This is a genomic window from Pseudoalteromonas sp. QJM3NY_22 (assembly GCF_056173065.1).
The window spans coordinates 2,155,691-2,173,575 of record NZ_CM149655.1 but is presented as its reverse complement, the minus strand read 5'-3'; the positions used below and the strand labels follow the sequence as shown (position 1 = coordinate 2,173,575).

At 40.0% G+C, this 17,885-nt stretch carries 16 protein-coding genes and 4 pseudogenes; 13 read left to right on the top strand and 7 right to left on the bottom strand.

What is annotated here, in order from left to right:
* The first annotated feature begins 128 nt into the window (after positions 1-128).
* Genes AC0VZ4_RS09715 through AC0VZ4_RS09670 form a run of 10 tightly spaced genes read left to right on the top strand, consistent with a single transcriptional unit; the run spans position 129 to position 7,648 of the window.
* Positions 129-380 carry a hypothetical protein gene (locus AC0VZ4_RS09715; protein ID WP_475439545.1) on the top strand — a complete coding sequence of 84 codons (252 nt, stop codon included), beginning with the start codon at positions 129-131 and terminating at the stop codon, positions 378-380.
* The gene (locus tag AC0VZ4_RS09710) at positions 370-813 is read left to right on the top strand and encodes a hypothetical protein (RefSeq protein ID WP_475439544.1); all 444 of its coding nucleotides are present in this window, start codon (positions 370-372) and stop codon (positions 811-813) included. The genes AC0VZ4_RS09715 and AC0VZ4_RS09710 overlap by 11 nt, the downstream gene beginning before the upstream one ends.
* Before the next feature lie 9 nt (positions 814-822).
* A complete protein-coding gene (locus AC0VZ4_RS09705) occupies positions 823-1,161 on the top strand; it encodes a hypothetical protein (RefSeq protein WP_475439543.1) in 339 nt (112 codons plus the stop codon).
* Entirely contained in the window at positions 1,161-1,667 is a 507-nt protein-coding gene (locus AC0VZ4_RS09700) for a DUF1804 family protein (RefSeq protein WP_475439542.1), read from the top strand. The genes AC0VZ4_RS09705 and AC0VZ4_RS09700 overlap by 1 nt, the downstream gene beginning before the upstream one ends.
* Positions 1,667-3,406, top strand: a complete 1,740-nt coding sequence (locus AC0VZ4_RS09695) for a hypothetical protein (protein WP_475439541.1) — start codon at positions 1,667-1,669, stop codon at positions 3,404-3,406. Before AC0VZ4_RS09700 ends, AC0VZ4_RS09695 begins: the two co-directional genes overlap by 1 nt.
* On the top strand, positions 3,399-4,898 hold the full coding sequence (locus AC0VZ4_RS09690) for a phage portal protein family protein (protein WP_475439540.1): 1,500 nt from the start codon (positions 3,399-3,401) through the stop codon (positions 4,896-4,898). Before AC0VZ4_RS09695 ends, AC0VZ4_RS09690 begins: the two co-directional genes overlap by 8 nt.
* A complete protein-coding gene (locus AC0VZ4_RS09685) occupies positions 4,888-5,505 on the top strand; it encodes a DUF3164 family protein (RefSeq protein WP_232525528.1) in 618 nt (205 codons plus the stop codon). Before AC0VZ4_RS09690 ends, AC0VZ4_RS09685 begins: the two co-directional genes overlap by 11 nt.
* A gap of 10 nt (positions 5,506-5,515) precedes the next feature.
* The gene (locus AC0VZ4_RS09680; RefSeq protein ID WP_096793092.1) at positions 5,516-5,959 is read left to right on the top strand and encodes a hypothetical protein; all 444 of its coding nucleotides are present in this window, start codon (positions 5,516-5,518) and stop codon (positions 5,957-5,959) included.
* A 2-nt stretch (positions 5,960-5,961) separates the two neighbouring features.
* Complete coding sequence (locus AC0VZ4_RS09675; protein ID WP_475439539.1) at positions 5,962-6,504, top strand: hypothetical protein; 543 nt, start codon at positions 5,962-5,964, stop codon at positions 6,502-6,504.
* 1 nt (position 6,505) lies between these two features.
* Entirely contained in the window at positions 6,506-7,648 is a 1,143-nt protein-coding gene (locus AC0VZ4_RS09670) for a phage head morphogenesis protein (RefSeq protein WP_475439538.1), read from the top strand.
* A gap of 457 nt (positions 7,649-8,105) precedes the next feature.
* Here AC0VZ4_RS09670 and AC0VZ4_RS09665 read toward each other — a convergent pair whose 3' ends face one another.
* The 6 genes and pseudogenes from AC0VZ4_RS09665 to AC0VZ4_RS09640 all read right to left on the bottom strand — a co-directional run.
* On the bottom strand, positions 8,106-9,065 hold the full coding sequence (locus tag AC0VZ4_RS09665; protein ID WP_475441574.1) for a sugar-binding transcriptional regulator: 960 nt from the start codon (positions 9,063-9,065) through the stop codon (positions 8,106-8,108).
* Positions 9,066-9,313: 248 nt separating this feature from the next.
* Positions 9,314-10,315 (bottom strand): annotated as a pseudogene (locus AC0VZ4_RS09660) (ABC transporter ATP-binding protein).
* Positions 10,316-10,325: 10 nt separating this feature from the next.
* A complete protein-coding gene (locus tag AC0VZ4_RS09655; RefSeq protein WP_475441573.1) occupies positions 10,326-11,156 on the bottom strand; it encodes a carbohydrate ABC transporter permease in 831 nt (276 codons plus the stop codon).
* Positions 11,157-11,158: 2 nt separating this feature from the next.
* Positions 11,159-12,030: pseudogene (locus tag AC0VZ4_RS09650) on the bottom strand (carbohydrate ABC transporter permease).
* Between the two features lie 146 nt (positions 12,031-12,176).
* Complete coding sequence (locus AC0VZ4_RS09645; protein WP_475441572.1) at positions 12,177-13,481, bottom strand: ABC transporter substrate-binding protein; 1,305 nt, start codon at positions 13,479-13,481, stop codon at positions 12,177-12,179.
* 152 nt (positions 13,482-13,633) lie between these two features.
* A pseudogene (locus tag AC0VZ4_RS09640) lies at positions 13,634-14,272 on the bottom strand (hypothetical protein); the annotation flags it as partial.
* Positions 14,273-14,360: 88 nt separating this feature from the next.
* Here AC0VZ4_RS09640 and AC0VZ4_RS09635 point away from each other — a divergent pair.
* Positions 14,361-15,329: an IS30 family transposase gene (locus tag AC0VZ4_RS09635; RefSeq protein WP_475441477.1), complete on the top strand. Its 969-nt coding sequence runs from the start codon at positions 14,361-14,363 to the stop codon at positions 15,327-15,329.
* A 27-nt stretch (positions 15,330-15,356) separates the two neighbouring features.
* Here AC0VZ4_RS09635 and AC0VZ4_RS09630 read toward each other — a convergent pair.
* Positions 15,357-16,049 (bottom strand): annotated as a pseudogene (locus tag AC0VZ4_RS09630) (hypothetical protein); the annotation flags it as partial.
* A 529-nt stretch (positions 16,050-16,578) separates the two neighbouring features.
* Between AC0VZ4_RS09630 and AC0VZ4_RS09625 the strand changes: the two are divergent.
* The gene (locus tag AC0VZ4_RS09625) at positions 16,579-16,962 is read left to right on the top strand and encodes a response regulator (RefSeq protein ID WP_007377149.1); all 384 of its coding nucleotides are present in this window, start codon (positions 16,579-16,581) and stop codon (positions 16,960-16,962) included.
* A 13-nt stretch (positions 16,963-16,975) separates the two neighbouring features.
* On the top strand, positions 16,976-17,881 hold the full coding sequence (locus AC0VZ4_RS09620) for an AAA family ATPase (RefSeq protein WP_475441571.1): 906 nt from the start codon (positions 16,976-16,978) through the stop codon (positions 17,879-17,881).
* The last annotated feature ends 4 nt before the right edge of the window (positions 17,882-17,885 follow it).

The following is a 17,885-nucleotide window of genomic DNA, read 5'->3' as shown; positions in this document are numbered from 1 at the left end:
AAATTAAATTGGCTTGCCCCCTTGTATTAGTAAGCCTTTTTAATTTAACCTAATAGACCAGCTCGAAAGCCCCAGCCGCAAACAACTTTACAGTGTTACCCAATCCCCTAAATTGATTTACTACCAGCATGACAAATACAGTGCATGCGCCATTTATTGAGTTTTTAGCTCAACAAATTATTAAGGCCAGTTCTAAAGCCGAGCAAATTGCAATTTCTCGCCGTTGCCCGCTAAAAGACCTGCCCGCATTGCGTACCCGCGTTAAACAGCTGCTAAACCCAGCGAACAAAAAGCCGGCGCGCAGTACTCGCTTACCTGCCTGTTACGTCCTAACAAAACAACGTTTAACCAAAATGAGGACTCAACAGCATGGCGCTTAAAAGAAAAGTGGTAGTACCGACTGCCCCAAGCTTTACGTTTCAAGAATTAGTACCAAAAGCCACGTTTGAGCTTTATCAAGACGACCCTTTGTTTTTGATCAATCTATTTGATGATCGCGCATTGCGTATGCTGCAAAAGTTACGCAACACATTTGGGCCATGCACCGTAAATAGTTGGAGCTGGGGCGGCGCTAATCAATACCGTGGCTATCGTCCACTTGATTGCACTATTGGGGCAAAGCGCAGCCAACATAAGCTAGGCAAAGCATTCGACTGCAGCTTTGAAAACTACACTGCACAGCAAGTACGCGACTACGTATTAGCACACCCGCAAGAATTCCCATACATCACCGCCATAGAAGGGCAAGTGAGTTGGTTTCATTTTGATGTACGCACGCCTACATGGACGGGCATTAAAGTATTTAACCCGTAAGGACCACCCATGACCCCAGAGCAAGAAAACCTACTGTTTGAATCTATTGGTTCAATTAAAGCCAGCCAAGAAGCCATTTTAAACAGTGTTGCAGAGATAAAAGCAGATATTCACCAAAGTATCGAAAAAAGCGAAGCACGCCAAAAGGTTGTAACCGATGCTTTAAAAGTAGAGCTAAAGGACAGCGAAAAACGCCAAATTGCAGCGATTAATAAGCAGGATGAACGTTTAACTAAGGTTGAAGAAAAACTTACTAACCAGCGCGTTAAAGTGGCGGCTATGGGTGGTACTGCAGGTTTAGCGGTGTCGTTGATTGCCTATGCCGTAAAAAATGGATTGATGAACTAATGGCGCACCCTGCAGAAAAGAAAAACGCCGTACGCCATAGCTATGTATCAGAGCTGCTTGCGTTAAGCGTAGCGGCTATTAAACACAGCGTGGCAGACGGTACAGCACGTCGCTGGAAAATGGAAGCCAAAGACAACGGCGACGATTGGGACTTAGCCCGTGCAGCAAGCCGCCGCAGCGAGGGTACAGCAGGGGAGTTTACCACCGACTTTATTGAAGAGTTCACCATTCAAGTTAACGAAACCTTTGAGCTTTTAAAATCAGCCGAGGGCGCAGCGCTGCCACTTGAACAACGCACCAAAGTACTTAGCTCACTCACCGATATGATGAGCAAAGTAATGAAGGTATCGGGCGGTAATAAAAAGCTTGAAAAGCGCACCATTGCCACCGAGGTGTTAAAAATTCTTGCTAAGTTTGTATCAACTAAATACCCCGACTTTGCGCCCGAATTTGTTGAAATACTTACCGCCTTTGGTCCACGACTCGATCAGGAGTTAAGTGACTAATGGCAGATATGAATTCACGTGAGTTTTTAGCTGAAATAGAACAAATAACTAGCTCGCTACGCCGTGATATTGAAGCAAAAGAACGTAATATTGATCCAAGTCCTGCTGCCATTAAAGCACGCCGTAAACGCGTATTAGCAGGTGATTTTGAATTTTTTGTATATACGTATTTTCCGCATCACATGTGGCTTGACGACGATCAAGAGGCTTCTGAATTCCAAAGCTATTTTATGAACTGGTTCCCCGAAGCCCTCAAGCTTAAAAATGGTTGGAAAAACTGGTTTGTGGCCCCGCGTGGTGAGGGTAAAAGTACACTGGGCGTAAAAATAGCGCCGGTGTATGTGGCTGTTTTAGCATTATTGCAAGACCAAGATATTTGCCAAGAACTTGGTTTACAAAAGCTAAGTCAATTTATCGATTTCGTTATCTTGTTTGGTGCTGAAACAAAAATGCCAACCAAAACATTAGAGGTCGTTAAAACCGAGTTGCTTAACAATAATAATCTGGCGCTGGACTTTCCCGAAGTATGCCAAAAATCCCCCGTTTGGAAGCTAGGTGAGTTTGTAACAGCTCAAGGTGTTCGTTTTGAAAGCCGTGGTGCTGAGCAATCAGTACGCGGTACGTTCCATGGTGCAAGCCGCCCTAAATTACTACTATCAGATGACATTATTACAGATGCCGAGGCTAAATCACCGACTGAGCGTGATAACCGCTGGCGTTTTTTAGAGGCCGCCGTGCAATACCTTGGCCCACCCGACGGAACAGTTAAGTTTTTAGGTGTAAACACAGTTTTAAATAACGATGACCCAATAAGCCGCGCCGAAGAAGCACCAGGGCATATTGTTCACCGCTTTAAAGCCATTAAACAAATGCCAGAACGCATGGATTTATGGGAGCAATGCCGCGATTTAATGGTACATGATGACAAGCGCTTTGAAAAACGCGCAGCGGTAAAGGGACAAGCGGTTTCTACAGAGCAAAAACCGTCATTTAAGTTTTGGATAAAAAATAAAAAACAAATGCTTAAAGCCGCTAAAACAAGCTGGCCAAGTGTGCGTACGCTTTACGATTTGATGTGTATGTGGGCAGCTAATAAGCGTGAGTTTAACCGCGAAATGCAAGGCATTGCCAAAAGCGACGAAGAAGCCATATTTTATCAGTTTGATTTTTGGGTTGATCGCTTAAACGAATGGATACCCTATGGCGCATGTGACCCAAGCATGGGCAAAACAGAAAAAGCCGACCCTAGCGCTATATTAGTGGGCTTTTACTCTAATGAATTACAAAAACTACACGTTGAATATGAAAGCCGTAAAGTACGTGGTACCAGCCGTTTACTTAACGATTTAATACGCGCACAAAAAGAATATAACTGCCGTGTGTGGGGCTTTGAGAACAACAACGCCTTTGATTTTATGCGCAGCCAGTTTATTACAACAGGCCTAGAGCAAGGTATAGCACTGCCTTTACGTGGTGTTACTGCAACCATACCTGCAGAGGAACGCATCGGCTCGTTAGAGACCTATGTTACAAACACGCCAGCACAAATTGCCTTTCATTCACGGTGTCGTTTACTCCTTGACGAGCTTGAAAACTGGCCTGAAAAGCAAACAAACCATCACTACGATCTAAGCTGTGGATTAGCCATTTTATGGATGGTAGCCAGCACCGGTGCGGGCGGTATTCCCCGTGTTAATAGCCGCAAAGTAACTAAACAAATAAGGGGCTATCATGTATAGCAAACCACGCGTTACATCTAAAGCATACGCTGCACTTAACCGTATGTTTGACCAAAACCGTTTAGATCCAAGCCTAACGTCGCTTATTACTGAGCTACCAAACCCAGATCCAATCCTACGCCGCGCGGGTAAAAACACCGCTATTTATGAAGAAATAGCCCGTGATGCGCATGTTATAGGTGAATTGCGTTCATTACGCAGTGGCTTATTTAGCTTTAATACCGAGCTAGTGCCAGGCGGTGACGATGCAGCCAGTTTAAAAAGTTATGAACTAGCTAAAGCCTTTTTTGCTAAAAAACCTTGTGCCCATACAGAATGGGCCGATATGGATTGGCACAACTACAGCGCCATTTTAAATGGCTTTAGCGTTACCCACTTAGGCAAATACATTAAACACGATGGCCATTGGCAACCCGAATATGTAGAGACCTGGCGTAACAGCCGCTTTGCGTTTAATAGTGATCACGAGTTGCTTGTTAAAACCAGCGACAACCCACAAGGCGAGTTAGTCGATCAACGCCGTTGGTCGTGCGTTCGCCACATGCCAAGCGCCGAAAACCCGTATGGTATCGCGTTATTAAGTAGCTGTTTTTGGCCATGGACGTTCAAGCATGGCGGCTTTAAGTTTTTTGTACAGCTGTGCGAGCGCTTTGGTATTCCATTTCCTGTGGGTAAATACCCAATAGGCAGTAAAGATTCAGATATAAATAACTTGCTTGACGGATTAGCTAAGCTTGTACAAGACGGCATAGCCGCCATACCTGATGACACCAGCATTGAGATCATCGAGAGCAAAATATCTGGCGAGCCAGTCCCTGAGCGCCTGGTAAACTTTTGTAATGCTGAAATAAGTAAAGCGCTAACCAGCCAGACCTTGGCAACAGAGCAAAAAAATGGGGGCGCACGTGCAGCAAGCGAAACCCACGCAAAACGAGCAGGCGATAATCAGCGCTCAGACAGGGTGCTTGTGGCTTCATTTCGCAACCAACTTTTAAACTCGCTTCACACTGTAAATTTCGATGGTGGCGAGCCGCCTAAATTCATCTTTAAAGACAAACGCGAGATCAACACTGACACCGTAACCCGCGTGCGCGAGACAGCCCGTATTGTGCCCGTTGGTGAAGATTGGGCCTATCAAGAACTCGGTGTACCAAAGCCTAAAGACGGCGAAACAATCCTAGATGTACCAGAAGAAGGCCAAGGCATAGCCACGGCTGCTAAATCTGAGTTTGCCAAAAAGACAACCGATAACGTAGAGCTTACCAACGAATTTGATGTGTTTGATCACGCAAGTGAAGACACCATTAAAAAGCTTTTTCATTTTGCTCAGGCATCAAAAGACCTGGACGAACTTAAACAAAAAATCACCTCACAATTCCCTGATATTTCAGACTCAGCACTGGCAGAAGTTGCCCAAACAGCAATGGAGTATGAATTTATGGCAGGCATGAATGAGGCTAATTCTAAAACTGTGGAGATAGATGATGAATAACGTTCCTGATGGTTATTTAAAAGACGGCAAAAGCAATTTAGTAGCTATTGCCAACATCAAACAAACAGACTTGATCAAAGACGAGTTTGTTAAAAAAGCCATTGATAAAGCCGTTGATATGCAAGAAGCACTGGCAGAGTTTAAACAAAGTTTAATGGCTGAAGCAGACGATTTTATAGAGCTATTAGCCCAAGAACATGGCGTTAACTTAGGCGGTAAAAAAGGCAATGTGACACTACGCACCTTTGACAGCCAATTAAAAGTAACCCTACAAACCCAAGAGCGCATTGAACTTGGCCCAGAGCTTACCCTTGCCAAGCAATTAATTGATCAATGCCTGGACGAATGGACCGAAGGTGGCAACCAAAATATTAAAGCCATTGTTAGCAAAACGTTTAATACCGATAAGCAAGGATCACTTAATCCGCAACGAATTTTAGCCCTGCGTAAACTCGAAATTTCAGATGATTCAGGCAAGTGGACCAAAGCCATGAATATTATTGCTGAGTCGGTTGGTGTGGTTGATTCTTGCCGTTTTATCCGCTTTTACAAGCAGGATGATAAAGGCATTGAGCAAGCAATTTCACTCGATATAGCAAAACTGTAGCGGGGCGCTTATGGCCATCACAAAAGAGCAGTGGATAGAGATAGAAAAGCACTTAGCAGGCTTTTTTGGCTCGGTTATTTTCAAATACGGTGAGTTTGAAATAACTGTTACACGTGGTCGTGTATCTGAGTCTAAAACCAGTTTAGTTGTGTACGTTGACGATGTAATTAAAGGTGGTTGGTACTCTAAAGATAACGAACGCCCTGCGTGTATACCTGATGTTTGGCGTAAACGAACCCGCGCCAGATACACAGCCAAATCAATCAAAGATGCAGAAAAAGCATGGGGTAAGCGCCGTGCAAAAAAAGAAATGCCTGAGCTTTATGAAATAACCGAATACAACACATGCGATTTTACAACCGCTAAAAGCCTCGTTCGTCAGTATAAAAAACTGGATTGTTTAGAGCTTATTAAAATTGGTGGTAAAACTTACAACGACTATATAAAGGTATAACTATGGACCCAATTACAATAGCACTTGGCATAGCAAAGCTCACAGGCCTGGATAAAAAAATAGGCGGTTGGATAGGGGGCGACAATGGATCAAAGGTCGCGTCTAAAGTGGTAGATATTGCGCAAACCATTACTAATGGTGGCACGCCTGAGCAAGCATTAAATCTGGTTCAGCAATCCAGTGCATTACAACAAGAGTTACGGCAAACCATTTTAAACCGTGAAAAAGAGCTTGATGATTTAGCGTTTAAAAACACTCAAAGCGCCCGCAATATGCAGATTGCAGCACTTAATCAAGATGATAAGTTTTCTAAACGCTTCATTTATTACTATGCGTGGTTCTGGTCGGTTGCAACCGTTATATACATAGGGTGTATAACGTTTTTAACTATTCCAGATACCGCAACACGCTTTGCAGATACCATTTTGGGCTTTATTTTAGGCACCGTTGTAGCGTCAATATTGAATTTCTTCTTTGGTAATAGCCGTGATAATTCACGTAGAAACGAAATTCAAGACATTCAACAGTCGTTAAAAGAGCACTAATATGGCCTTACCAGCTCCACAATATGGCGACCTTGTTAAGTTCAAGGAAGCCATTTCTCATTTCAAAGATAAAATTAAGCTTACAAGTGAGTCATATAAAGATTTGCAGGGCTTAATTCACGCAAAAGCATTTACTGTTGCCGGTGCAACTCAGCTATCAATACTTAACGATTTTTATAAAGCGGTAGATTCGGCAATTAGTGATGGCGAGACGATATCGGACTTTAGAAAACGTTTTGATAAAATAGTTGATGATCATGGCTGGTCATACAATGGTAAACGAGGCTGGCGATCAAAAGTCATTTATCAAAATAATAAAAACACCGCGCGAGCAGCTGGCCGTTGGCAACAACAAGAACGGATAAAACAGCGCAGACCTTATTTATTATATTTAACTGCCGGTGATAGTCTCGTTAGACCTGAACACGGCAAGTGGAATTACATTTTATTACCAGTTGATCATCCGTTTTGGGATACGCATTATCCACCAAATGGTTATAACTGTAGGTGTAAAGTGGTATCACTTAATGCGCGAGATATTGCACGCATGGGTTTATCAATTAGCAAACCTGAAAAAGTTAATAAATTTATGGAGTCATTCAAAGTTGTAGATTCATCAACAGGTGAAGAACTTAATAAATTGCCAGGCATAGATTTAGGCTGGGATTATAATCCGGGCAAAGCATGGTTAGGCGCAGACATTGCAGCGGGTAAATCAGTAATGACTTTATCAACCGATATCCAAAAATTAGCAATCCCACAATTTAACGAAGCCATTTTAAAATCTCAGCAGTACTATATAAAGAAGGTAAACTTACAAGCAGCGAAGTTAGCGCTTAAAAAGTCAGTACCAGATAGCCAGCAATTTACGCTAGGGCACTTGCCTACAAATTTATTAAATGAATTGTCACGTAAAAACGCACCTATATATAGTAGCGCTGTTACAGTCAGCAGTGCTCAAATTGAAAAGTTTTTAATTGGCCAGCTTACGCTTGAACAAATCCAGATATTAATGAACGCTGTTCAAAATCCAAATACGTTTACCTACATAGGCAGCCAAGTAAAATTATCATATCAAGATTTTATGATCGCGATTAACTTAGGCCCTCAGTTTAATACGATTGTAGCGGCTGAGAAAATTTAAACATTGGCAGTTCAAAATATTTAAACCGTATTTAAAAGGCGTTTAAAGTCTGTTTAAAGGAAAGTTAAACGATCAAGAATGATCTAATTCTAAACGTAAAATGAGCAGGAATGATTGAGTAATGAGTCAGTTTGAACGTTTTCGTCTAAAACCATACGTAATCGTGTTTAATAGAATTTCACACTATAAACTAACGAAACCCAGTAATAATGGGCTTTTCCAAAAGATGAGGGCGAAAATCATCACATCATCATTATTCTAGAAATGAACAGCCCCTTACAGTTATGTATTTATTTATACTATTTAACATAATGTAAATTATAGGTGGTTAATGTATACATAGAAAGAGCGCTTAAATGCGCCCTTACTATGTCCAATACTAGACGGTATCGGACATTAAGTGGTTTTATTACAATAACAGGTATTACTAATACAGATACTTTATTTCTCAATTTGTTTAATCAATACTTAATAAACGCTCAGCTGTATATTCGTTAGTGATTAATCCACTGATCATGTTTGACCTTACTGCGCCCAAAATGGCTAACACTTTTTCTTCACCAGCAGCTATCGCATAAATCTGTTTGTTAGCATTTGTTTTTAATGGCGTACTTGCTACACGCTGATTAACTGTGCAATCTAAAAGCTTACCGTTTTTATCAAACACCCAACTAATCATTTCACCAACAGCACCAAGATCTTGTAGCTCTTTAAGTTCTTGTGCATCAATAAAACCATCTATATGTAATGGCGACTTTTCACCTAAGCTACCAATACCCACAAATGTTACATCGGCATCTTTAGCGAGTTTTAAATTACCGGTAATATTTTGTTGTGCGTGTAACTGTTCTTTTTCTTCAATGCTTCTGGGTAAAACTGGCAATGGCATTGGATAATGTTTTGCATTGGTGTGTTCGGCCATTCTTACTACAACATCATAAGGTGAAGCCGATCCATCCAAAGCCATATTACCTAGCATTGCTACAATTTTATGTTGCGGACAATCAACGGTTCTTAGCTCATCTACACATGAACGTAAAACTCGACCGGTTCCCATAGCAAGTACTTTGGGTTGTTCTGATTTTAAATGACGTTCTATTTCTGCCGCGCCAGCTTGAGCCAAACCTAATGTAGATGAAGGTTCTGAGGGATCGCTCGGTACAACTTCACACGAATCTAACCCAAAACGGCTTTTTAATTTTTCAGCTAAATCCATACATTTGGCAATCGGGTGGTCAAGTCTAACTTTAATTAATCCTTGGCTCACAGATAATGCGACCATTCTTTGTGCAGATTGGCAAGATATATTTAGCTTTTTAGCAATTTCATCTTGTGTGTTACCGCCAACATAATATAACCACCCTGCTCTGGCTGCATCATCTAGCTTTCTAATTTCTGTATTTGATAGCTTTACCACGTAAACCTCTTAAAATAGAAGGAAAACTAAGTCCTTATTTTCATTACATAATTTCAATTATATGTGCTGCTATATAAATTATTTTATTAATTTTGGAGTATCTATTTATTAATAACGTTTTTGTTATTTATAGTTGTAAATATACCATTCCTTAATAAAAAATACCTAGGTTTCATAGGATTATGTAATTAGAATTTAGTTAATAGCACCCTTATAAAGGTGCTATTTAAGGTAATTAAAGATTGGCTCTAGCGAATTGTTAAACCGTTATTATCAAACTTTAATACTTTATCAGCCGGTGCGCTTAGGTAAATACTGTCGCCATATTTTAACGGACAATCACCATCTGCTTTTACTGTTACGGTCCCTTTGCCTTCAATATTTATATGTAAAAAGCTCTCCGATCCTAAATGCTCAATTACACCGACAGTACCAGCCCACGTTCCTTGCTCAGTAGAGAGTGTTATATGCTCTGGTCGTATACCAATACAACTAACATTCGTATCTTCATTTTGTGGAGCATCTATAAAATTCATTTTTGGAGAGCCAATAAAACCAGCTACAAATTTGTTTACTGGGTTTTTATAAAGCTCTAAAGGTGTGCCTACCTGTTCAATAATACCGGCATTAAATACCGCGATTCTATCTGCCATTGTCATAGCTTCAACCTGATCGTGCGTAACATAAATCATTGTTTTAGCTAAACTTTTATGTGATTCAGATATTTCTAAACGCATATTTACACGTAGTGACGCATCAAGGTTTGAAAGCGGTTCATCAAATAAAAATGCCGAAGGCTGACGTACAATTGCGCGCCCTATCGCTACACGCTGGCGCTGACCGCCCGATAATTGCCCAGGCTTTCGGTCTAAATAATCGGTCAAATTAAGAATTTTAGCGGCGTTAGCAATTTTACTTTCGATTTCTACAGGGCTAACTTTGGCTCTTTTTAAAGGAAAAGCAATATTGTTACGCACTGTCATATGCGGATACAACGCGTAGGATTGAAACACCATTGCTAAGCCTCTTTTTGCAGGCGGTGTTTTTGTAGCGTCAATGCCATCAATTTCTATATTACCACTGGTGGTATCTTCAAGCCCTGCGATCATACGAATTAATGTTGATTTACCACAGCCTGATGGCCCAACAAATACGATAAACTAACCGTCATTAATTTCTAAGTCGAGTGGTTTAATTACGTTAACTTCATCAAAGTTTTTAGTGACTTGTTTTAGTGTGATGCTGCCCATGTGTATTCTCCTATTTTACTGCGCCGAAACTTAATCCACGCACTAATTGTTTTTGACTAAAACAACCAAGTATTAAAATTGGCACAATGGCCATGGCAGATACTGCCGATAACTTAGCGTAAAATAACCCCTCAGGGCTTGAGTAACTGGCAATAAATGCCGTTAAAGGTGCAGCATTCGCAGCGGTTAAAATAAGTGTCCAAAATGCTTCGTTCCATGACAAAATAACATTTAACAATAATGTTGAGGCTATACCTGGTAAGGCTATTGGTAATAAAACATGGAATATTTCTTCACCAATTGTTGCGCCATCCATACGTGAAGCTTCAAGTATTTCGTTTGGTATTTCTCTAAAGTAGGTGTACAGCATCCATACCATTATTGGTAAGTTAATGAGTGTCATTACAATCACTAAACCTAATTTTGTATCGAGTAACGCAAAGTCTCGAAACAATAAATAAATCGGAATAAGTACCCCTACTGGCGGTAACATTTTGGTTGAAAGCATCCACATTAATAAATGCTTTGTTTTTTTAGTTTGTACAAAAGCCATAGACCAAGCAGCAGGTACAGCAATTAATAAACCCAGCAAACTTGAACCTAACGATATAACCACAGAGTTCCAAAAATGGTTAAAGTATGGCGAACGTGACAGTACATCGCGGTAATTTTCGAGCGTCCAATCAAACGCATATAAGCTTGGGCTTGCTGAAATTGCTTCTGCTTCCGTTTTAAAGCTGGTGATTAACGTCCATAAAATTGGAAAGAAAATCATGCCGCTTATTGTCCATGCAGCAATGGTATAAATTAGTTTGGAACGACGGCTATCTTTTATAGTCATAATTAACCCTCCAAGTTTTTGCCAATTAAGCGCATTAAAAATATAGCGACTATATTTGCAATAATAACTGCAACTATACCCCTGCCGAACCGCCGCCTACATCAAATTGAAGCAGTGATTGCGTGTAAATTAAGTACGTAATATTGGTTGACGAATAACCAGGGCCGCCACTAGTTGTAACTAATATTTCAGCAAAAATTGACAGTAAAAATATAGTTTCGATTAAAATAACAGCTGTTACAGCGCGCGATAAGTGCGGTAAAACGATGTAAAAAAACTTACTAAATGGCCCAGCTCCGTCTAAATCAGCCGCTTCTAATTGTTCACGATCTAATGACTGTATTGCTGTTAGTAGTATCAATGCTGCAAACGGTAACCACTGCCAAGACACAATTATGATGATTAAAAATAACGGCATTTGAGCAAAAAAGTCGATAGGTTCAAAGCCAAGCCAAATCGCGAAATGTGCAAATAAGCCATTAACTGGGTTCATTAGCATGTTTTTCCATACCAATGCCGACACAGTTGGCATTACAAAAAATGGGGCTAGTACCATAATGCGAACGTAATTTCGTCCCCATATTGCTTGGTCTAGTAAAATAGCTAAGCCAATACCACCACAAATAGTGATAAGTAAAACCCCAGTAACTAAGTAAAGCGTGTTAAAAAATGATTCAAAAAAAGCCGGATCAGTTAAGAAAAATTCATAGTTTAAAAAGCCTACAAACTCTTTATCCCCAGGAACGAGTAAGTTGTAATCAATAAATGAAAAATACAGTGTCATACACAGCGGAACTATCATCCAAGCAAGTAATAAAATTACACTAGGAAGAAGCATAAACCGAGCAAGCGTGCGCGAGTTAGTTGTTGCCATAAAGGTGACCTTAAAAAAGCCAATTCTATTTACTTGTTAACTATCAAGTGAAAATCAGAAACCCTTGATAGCGTTTATAACTAACAAGTAAATAGAATTGACATAAAATATTGGGTAAGTTTGAGTACTTACCCGCCCAGTACATGTTATTTAGGGTAGCGAGCTTTACGCATTGTTCGCTCAACAAGGTGCTGAGACGTACTAAGCGCTTGCTTAACGGTCGTTTGGCCAGTTAATGCTGCTGAAAATTGTTGCCCAACAGCTGTACCAATTCCTTGAAACTCAGGAATAGCAACAAATTGAATACCTACATAAGGCACTGGTTTAACGGTCGGATTTTTAGGATCTGCAGATTGAATAGAATCTAAGGTAATTTGTGCAAACGGTGCTGCATCCATGTACTTTTGATTACTGTAAAGTGATTTACGTGTACCTGGCGGTACTTTTGCCCAACCTTTCTTGTTGGCTACAAGTTGAGTGTATTCTTTAGATGTTGCCCAGCTAATAAATTTCATTGCGGCATCTGGTTTTTTGCTGCTTGCCGGTACGGCTAAAGTCCAAGACCATAACCAGTTACCGCGTTTACCTAAACCGTTATCTGGCGCAAGTGCAAACCCTACTTTATCGGCAACTTCTGAGTCTTTTTTGTTAGTAACAAATGCGCCTGCAACGGTTGCATCAATCCAAATACCACATTTTCCGGTTTGAAATAGTGCAAGGTTTTCATTAAAACCGTTTGCTGATGAACCAGCAGGACCAGATTCTTTCATCACATCGACATAATACTGAAGGGTATTTTCCCACTCTGGGGTATTAAACTGTGGTTTCCAATTTTCATCAAACCAACGCGCACCAAACGAATTAGCCATGGATGTAATAAGTGCAACGTTTTCGCCCCAACCTGCTTTACCACGTAGACAAAGGCCATAAACACCTTCTTTTTTATCTGTCATGGCTTTGGCGGCTTTGCGTATAAAGTCCCATGTTGGGGCTTTAGGCATAGTCAGCCCTGCTTTTTCCATTAAGTCAGTGCGGTACATAACCATTGAGCTTTCGCCATAAAATGGCGCAGCATAAAGTTTGTCATTAATGGTTAAACCGCTTCGAATTGCCGGAATTAAATCGTCTAAATCGTAGTTTTCACCTAAATTATCCAGCTCTTTTAGCCAATTTTGCTTGCCCCAAATTGGTACTTCATAAGTACCTATGGTCATAACATCGTATTGGCCGCCCTTTGTTGCAACATCAGTAGTGACACGTTGGCGAAGAATGTTTTCCTCTAGAGTGACCCATTTTAGATCTATATCAGGGTTTTGGCTGGTAAAGTCACTGCTTAATTCTTTCATGGTGATCATGTCACCATTGTTAACAGTCGCTATTGTAATTGTTTCTTTTGCCGCAGCGCCCATGCTTATAAAGCCACACGCGAGCATAATTAATTTATTTTTCATCGGGTATTCCCCATACACGTTATGTTTTAACAAGTGCTATTAAATTTCAATCTATTACCAATTCTATTTATGGCAGTTTTAACGCATAAAACTGCCCGCAAAGTGCCTTTTTAGGTCCTTTGTATAAATAGTTAGACTAGTTAGATAATGATTTAAAATTTAACAGATATTTCAGAAGTGAAGCCGTCAAATCCATTACCGATTTGGCCGCCCGAATTAACACCTTCTTCTTGGTTAACATACTCAACTTTTAAAAGCGTTTTATCGTTAAACCAGTAACCTGCGGCTACTTGAATACGCTCTACTGTGTTGTCTGTTTGTTCAATTAAGTCGGAAGTGTTTTCGGCTTCTGCATAACGAGCCGCTACATATAGCTTTTTAGGAATAATATATTGTTGTGCTTCAAACACGAAGTACTCAACCGATGAGTCGCCTTCTATTACACTGTTTGAATCAAAAGTAGTGCCATTTTCATCAGCTATGCCGCTTGTACCAAAGTAGGTAATACCGGCAACTGCATTACCAGCGGCATCTGCAAATGTGTAGTCATCAGATGATTTACCAACCATAAAAATTAGACTAGTTTCGTCAGATGGTTGATAAGCTAAGTTAAGCTGGATGATTGATTGCTCAAGCCCTGGCATTGCGCCAACGTGAGTGTCACGCTCATTCGAAGGTGACGCTGAGAAATTATAGTTTTCACCATCGCCAAAGCGATAGTTTGTTGTGGTTACACCATCAAGACTTGCTACGCCATTTTCAAAACGTAACTGGTCGCCTTGATTCGCTTTCCTAAATTCGGATAATAAGTGCAATTTCTCAGATTAGATGGCCAGCTGTTATAATTCGGCCATTCTCTCGCCAAAGGAAATTGCTTTAATGAAATATAAACAGCTGACACAAGCAGAAAGATACCAGATTTACGCGTTAATAAAAGCAGGAAATAACCAAAAACAGATAGCTGATGAACTCACTCGTTCACCGTCATCTATCTCTAGAGAGTTAAAACGCAATAAAGGGCTTAAAGGCTATCGACCTAACCAAGCCAATAATTTTGCAGAGCAAAGACGCAAGTCATCTTTCAAAGCAAGTAAGTTAACAGATGATGTTACTGACTGGATTAATAAATTGTTGGTTGACGGACTTTCGCCAGAGCAGGTGGCAGGCCGCTTAGCTTTAGAGAAAAAGGTCGTTTTGCATCATGAAACGATTTATCAATATATTTACAGAGACAAGGCTCGTGGTGGTGAACTACATAAGACACTCACTCGTGCATGTAAAAAGTATAAAAAACGCTATGGAAGCTACGATAAACGTGGACAGATAGTTAATCGAGTCAGTATTGATGAACGCCCAAGTATTGTGGATTCAAAGTCTAGGATTGGTGATTGGGAGGGCGATACAGTGATAGGCAAAGGGCGTAAAAATGCCCTTGTTACAATGGTTGAACGTAAAACGTTATATACAGTCGTTCACAGAATTGAAAGCAAGCATGCGAAAATAACAGCCGATGCGCTGATCAAGTGTATGACACCCTATAAAGGTAAGGTTATTACCGTGACTTTAGATAATGGAAAAGAGTTTGCTCACCATGAGCATATTGCACAAAAATTAGAAGCGGATGTGTATTTCGCTCACCCATATTCATCATGGGAGCGGGGCATAAATGAGAATACCAACGGCTTACTTAGACGCTTCTTCCCCAAGGGAACTGACTTTATGTCGCTAAGTGAAGCAGAAATACAGGCGGCAGTTGATAAGCTCAACCATCGGCCAAGAAAAACAAGAGGGTATAAAACCCCTCATGAGTTATTTACGGGGCAATCAGAAGTTCTGGTGGCTGCATAATGATTGCACTTAATACTTGAATTCAAGTTTTAATAAGTTTAAACCTGCTTTAAAGCCACCTTCAAATTCTAAAGTACCTTGAAGTCGGTAGTTATAACCTCTGTCTTCTTGAAATGCTTCACCGAAACTTGAAGTCGTAATGTGACCTGTAACATTATACGCACGTACTACACCACTATCGAAAGTTTCGCTGTAACTTAGCTGTGCACCGTTTTCTGCGGTTGCGTAATCGGTAATACCATTACCAATAAGAGCATTACTTTGGTTATCTGCGCCGTCTTGAAAACCTTTAAATTGGAAGGGCGACCCACCAATGTTACCTAAACGCAGTGTTAAATTTGCGTTTTCTTTTGGTGTGCCATAGAGGCCTAGTAAGTCAAATTCAACACCTGCAAAATCGTTGTGAAATGAAAAGTCACGATCTTCGCCACCAAAGTCATTAGGCTCTTCTGCAATATCTATATCGGCAGTAATGAACTCGTTAATATGAAATTTAAGCATTAGATTTGCTCTAATACGCCCAAATCCTGATTCTTGTTCTTCATCTTCTGAACGAAATGCACCGTCTTTAGCCTGAATTGACTGAAAGTTTTGCATTAGTAAAAAGTCTACGTCAACGCGATCTAAATATTCAGAAATATCAGCCTGTGCTGGAGCCGATGTAGCCATAGCTGCCGCTATGAGAGAAATTGCAAATTTAGTCTTTTTATTATTCAACATAATAAGCTCTTTATTGAGTGTGGTGTGTGATGCCAACTTTATTAAATTGCATTTTCATTTAATGAAATTGGTATTAATTCAGTGTGTATAGATGAGGCTGGCTGAGCAAAACATTAAATGGTTAATGAAATTGCACTTGTGAGCATAAGCTCATATGGTGGGCGTAATCACAGAATGAATTTAGAAGGTCAACGATTTTTTATTACAAAACGTTTACAAAAAATCGAATCTATATGTAAATATTTTTGAATCAATAAGTTAAGTAGCAAATTTGTTACATCAAATTTTGAGGAAATAAGGTTCTGGATTAAGGAATTTGTTGTAGATACATCATTATTGCTCAATACAATTCATGTAAACATAAGTTAGTAGAAGATATAAAAGCAGGTGATCCTTTTAAAATAGGCTGTTGGTCAGACCTATAAACTGTTTATTTATTAGTGTTTTTTAAGTAACGTTCTTGAGCTTATGAAGGGGTTAGCTTAGTATTAAAGCACTTAGATGTATTCAAAATAGAAGTAACCTACATATGGAATTTGTTCGCCCGCTAGAGCCCATCCTCATCATTGACGATGTTAAAGAAATACGTGATTACCTAAACCAGATTTTAACCGAACTAGGTTATGAAGATATTTTAGAAAGTGTAGACTTTAGTTCAGCTAAACCGGTTATTGATGAAAAATCGCCTAACGTAATATTTTTAGATGTAGATTTACCTGACTCTGATGGCACAGATATCCTAGAGTTTATTAATATTACCTACCCTCACGCACACGTTGTAATGTGCTCTGGTCATAACAGTTTTGAAAATGTGCAAAACACGTGGGAGCTAGGTGCTAAAGGGTTTATTGCGAAACCATTTAATGCAAAAAAAGTAGACACCGTAATGAAGCGCCTCGAACTAATAGAATAATAATAAGGTTAGCATGCAAAGTACTGTTACTGCGATTATAGAAGATCTTTCGAGTGTTATATTTGGTAAACAACAACAAATAAAACTGGCACTTACATGCTTATTTAGCGAAGGGCATTTACTCATTGAAGATTTGCCTGGCATGGGAAAAACCACTCTTTCTCATGCATTGTCAGCTGTGTTAGGTTTATCGTATCAGCGTATACAATTTACCAGTGATCTTCTGCCTGCTGATATTCTGGGTACTAATGTATTTAACTCTACCGAGCACAGTTTTACGTTTCATAAAGGCCCTATTTTTAGCCAAGTTATTTTAGCTGATGAAATAAACCGCGCGGGACCTAAAACACAAAGTGCGTTGCTTGAAGCAATGGAAGAGCAACAAGTAACAGTCGATGGTAAAAAATACTCGCTGCCAAATCTATTTTTTGTGATAGCAACACAAAACCCGCTTTATCAATCAGGTACCTACCCGTTACCTGAGTCGCAATTAGACCGATTTTTAATGCGCATTAGCTTAGGTTTTCCACCTAAAGAAGCCGAAAAACGCTTAATTTTGAATATGCAAAAACGAGATTACAGCCAATTACCTAAGCGTATTAACCAACAAGAGTTAGCGGCAATTCAAAGCCAAATAAACCAAATCACTTTAAGTAGCCCGGTTATTGACTACATTATAGAGCTTGTTAATTACACACGCACAAGCAACGCTTTTGCTGCATCGTTATCACCTCGAGCCAGTATGGCTCTGGCTAAAGCGGCTAGGTCGTGGGCCTTTATTGATGGTCGTGATTTTGTAATGCCAGAAGATGTTCAAGCCGTATTTGCAAGTGTGTGTCAGCATCGATTAGGTTTGCATAATGAGTCAGGTGAAGCGCAAGTAAACGATATTTTAAAAAACGTTTTAGTTCCGGTATAAATTT

Coding starts and splice junctions, on each gene's coding strand:
- AC0VZ4_RS09655 (WP_475441573.1), bottom strand. CDS start 11,156: ATGACTATAAAAGATAGCCGTCGTTCCAAACTAATTTATACCATTGCT.
- AC0VZ4_RS09690 (WP_475439540.1), top strand. CDS start 3,399: ATGTATAGCAAACCACGCGTTACATCTAAAGCATACGCTGCACTTAAC.
- AC0VZ4_RS09705 (WP_475439543.1), top strand. CDS start 823: ATGACCCCAGAGCAAGAAAACCTACTGTTTGAATCTATTGGTTCAATT.
- AC0VZ4_RS09715 (WP_475439545.1), top strand. CDS start 129: ATGACAAATACAGTGCATGCGCCATTTATTGAGTTTTTAGCTCAACAA.
- AC0VZ4_RS09685 (WP_232525528.1), top strand. CDS start 4,888: ATGATGAATAACGTTCCTGATGGTTATTTAAAAGACGGCAAAAGCAAT.
- AC0VZ4_RS09670 (WP_475439538.1), top strand. CDS start 6,506: ATGGCCTTACCAGCTCCACAATATGGCGACCTTGTTAAGTTCAAGGAA.
- AC0VZ4_RS09625 (WP_007377149.1), top strand. CDS start 16,579: ATGGAATTTGTTCGCCCGCTAGAGCCCATCCTCATCATTGACGATGTT.
- AC0VZ4_RS09635 (WP_475441477.1), top strand. CDS start 14,361: ATGAAATATAAACAGCTGACACAAGCAGAAAGATACCAGATTTACGCG.
- AC0VZ4_RS09675 (WP_475439539.1), top strand. CDS start 5,962: ATGGACCCAATTACAATAGCACTTGGCATAGCAAAGCTCACAGGCCTG.
- AC0VZ4_RS09710 (WP_475439544.1), top strand. CDS start 370: ATGGCGCTTAAAAGAAAAGTGGTAGTACCGACTGCCCCAAGCTTTACG.
- AC0VZ4_RS09695 (WP_475439541.1), top strand. CDS start 1,667: ATGGCAGATATGAATTCACGTGAGTTTTTAGCTGAAATAGAACAAATA.
- AC0VZ4_RS09620 (WP_475441571.1), top strand. CDS start 16,976: ATGCAAAGTACTGTTACTGCGATTATAGAAGATCTTTCGAGTGTTATA.
- AC0VZ4_RS09700 (WP_475439542.1), top strand. CDS start 1,161: ATGGCGCACCCTGCAGAAAAGAAAAACGCCGTACGCCATAGCTATGTA.
- AC0VZ4_RS09645 (WP_475441572.1), bottom strand. CDS start 13,481: ATGAAAAATAAATTAATTATGCTCGCGTGTGGCTTTATAAGCATGGGC.
- AC0VZ4_RS09680 (WP_096793092.1), top strand. CDS start 5,516: ATGGCCATCACAAAAGAGCAGTGGATAGAGATAGAAAAGCACTTAGCA.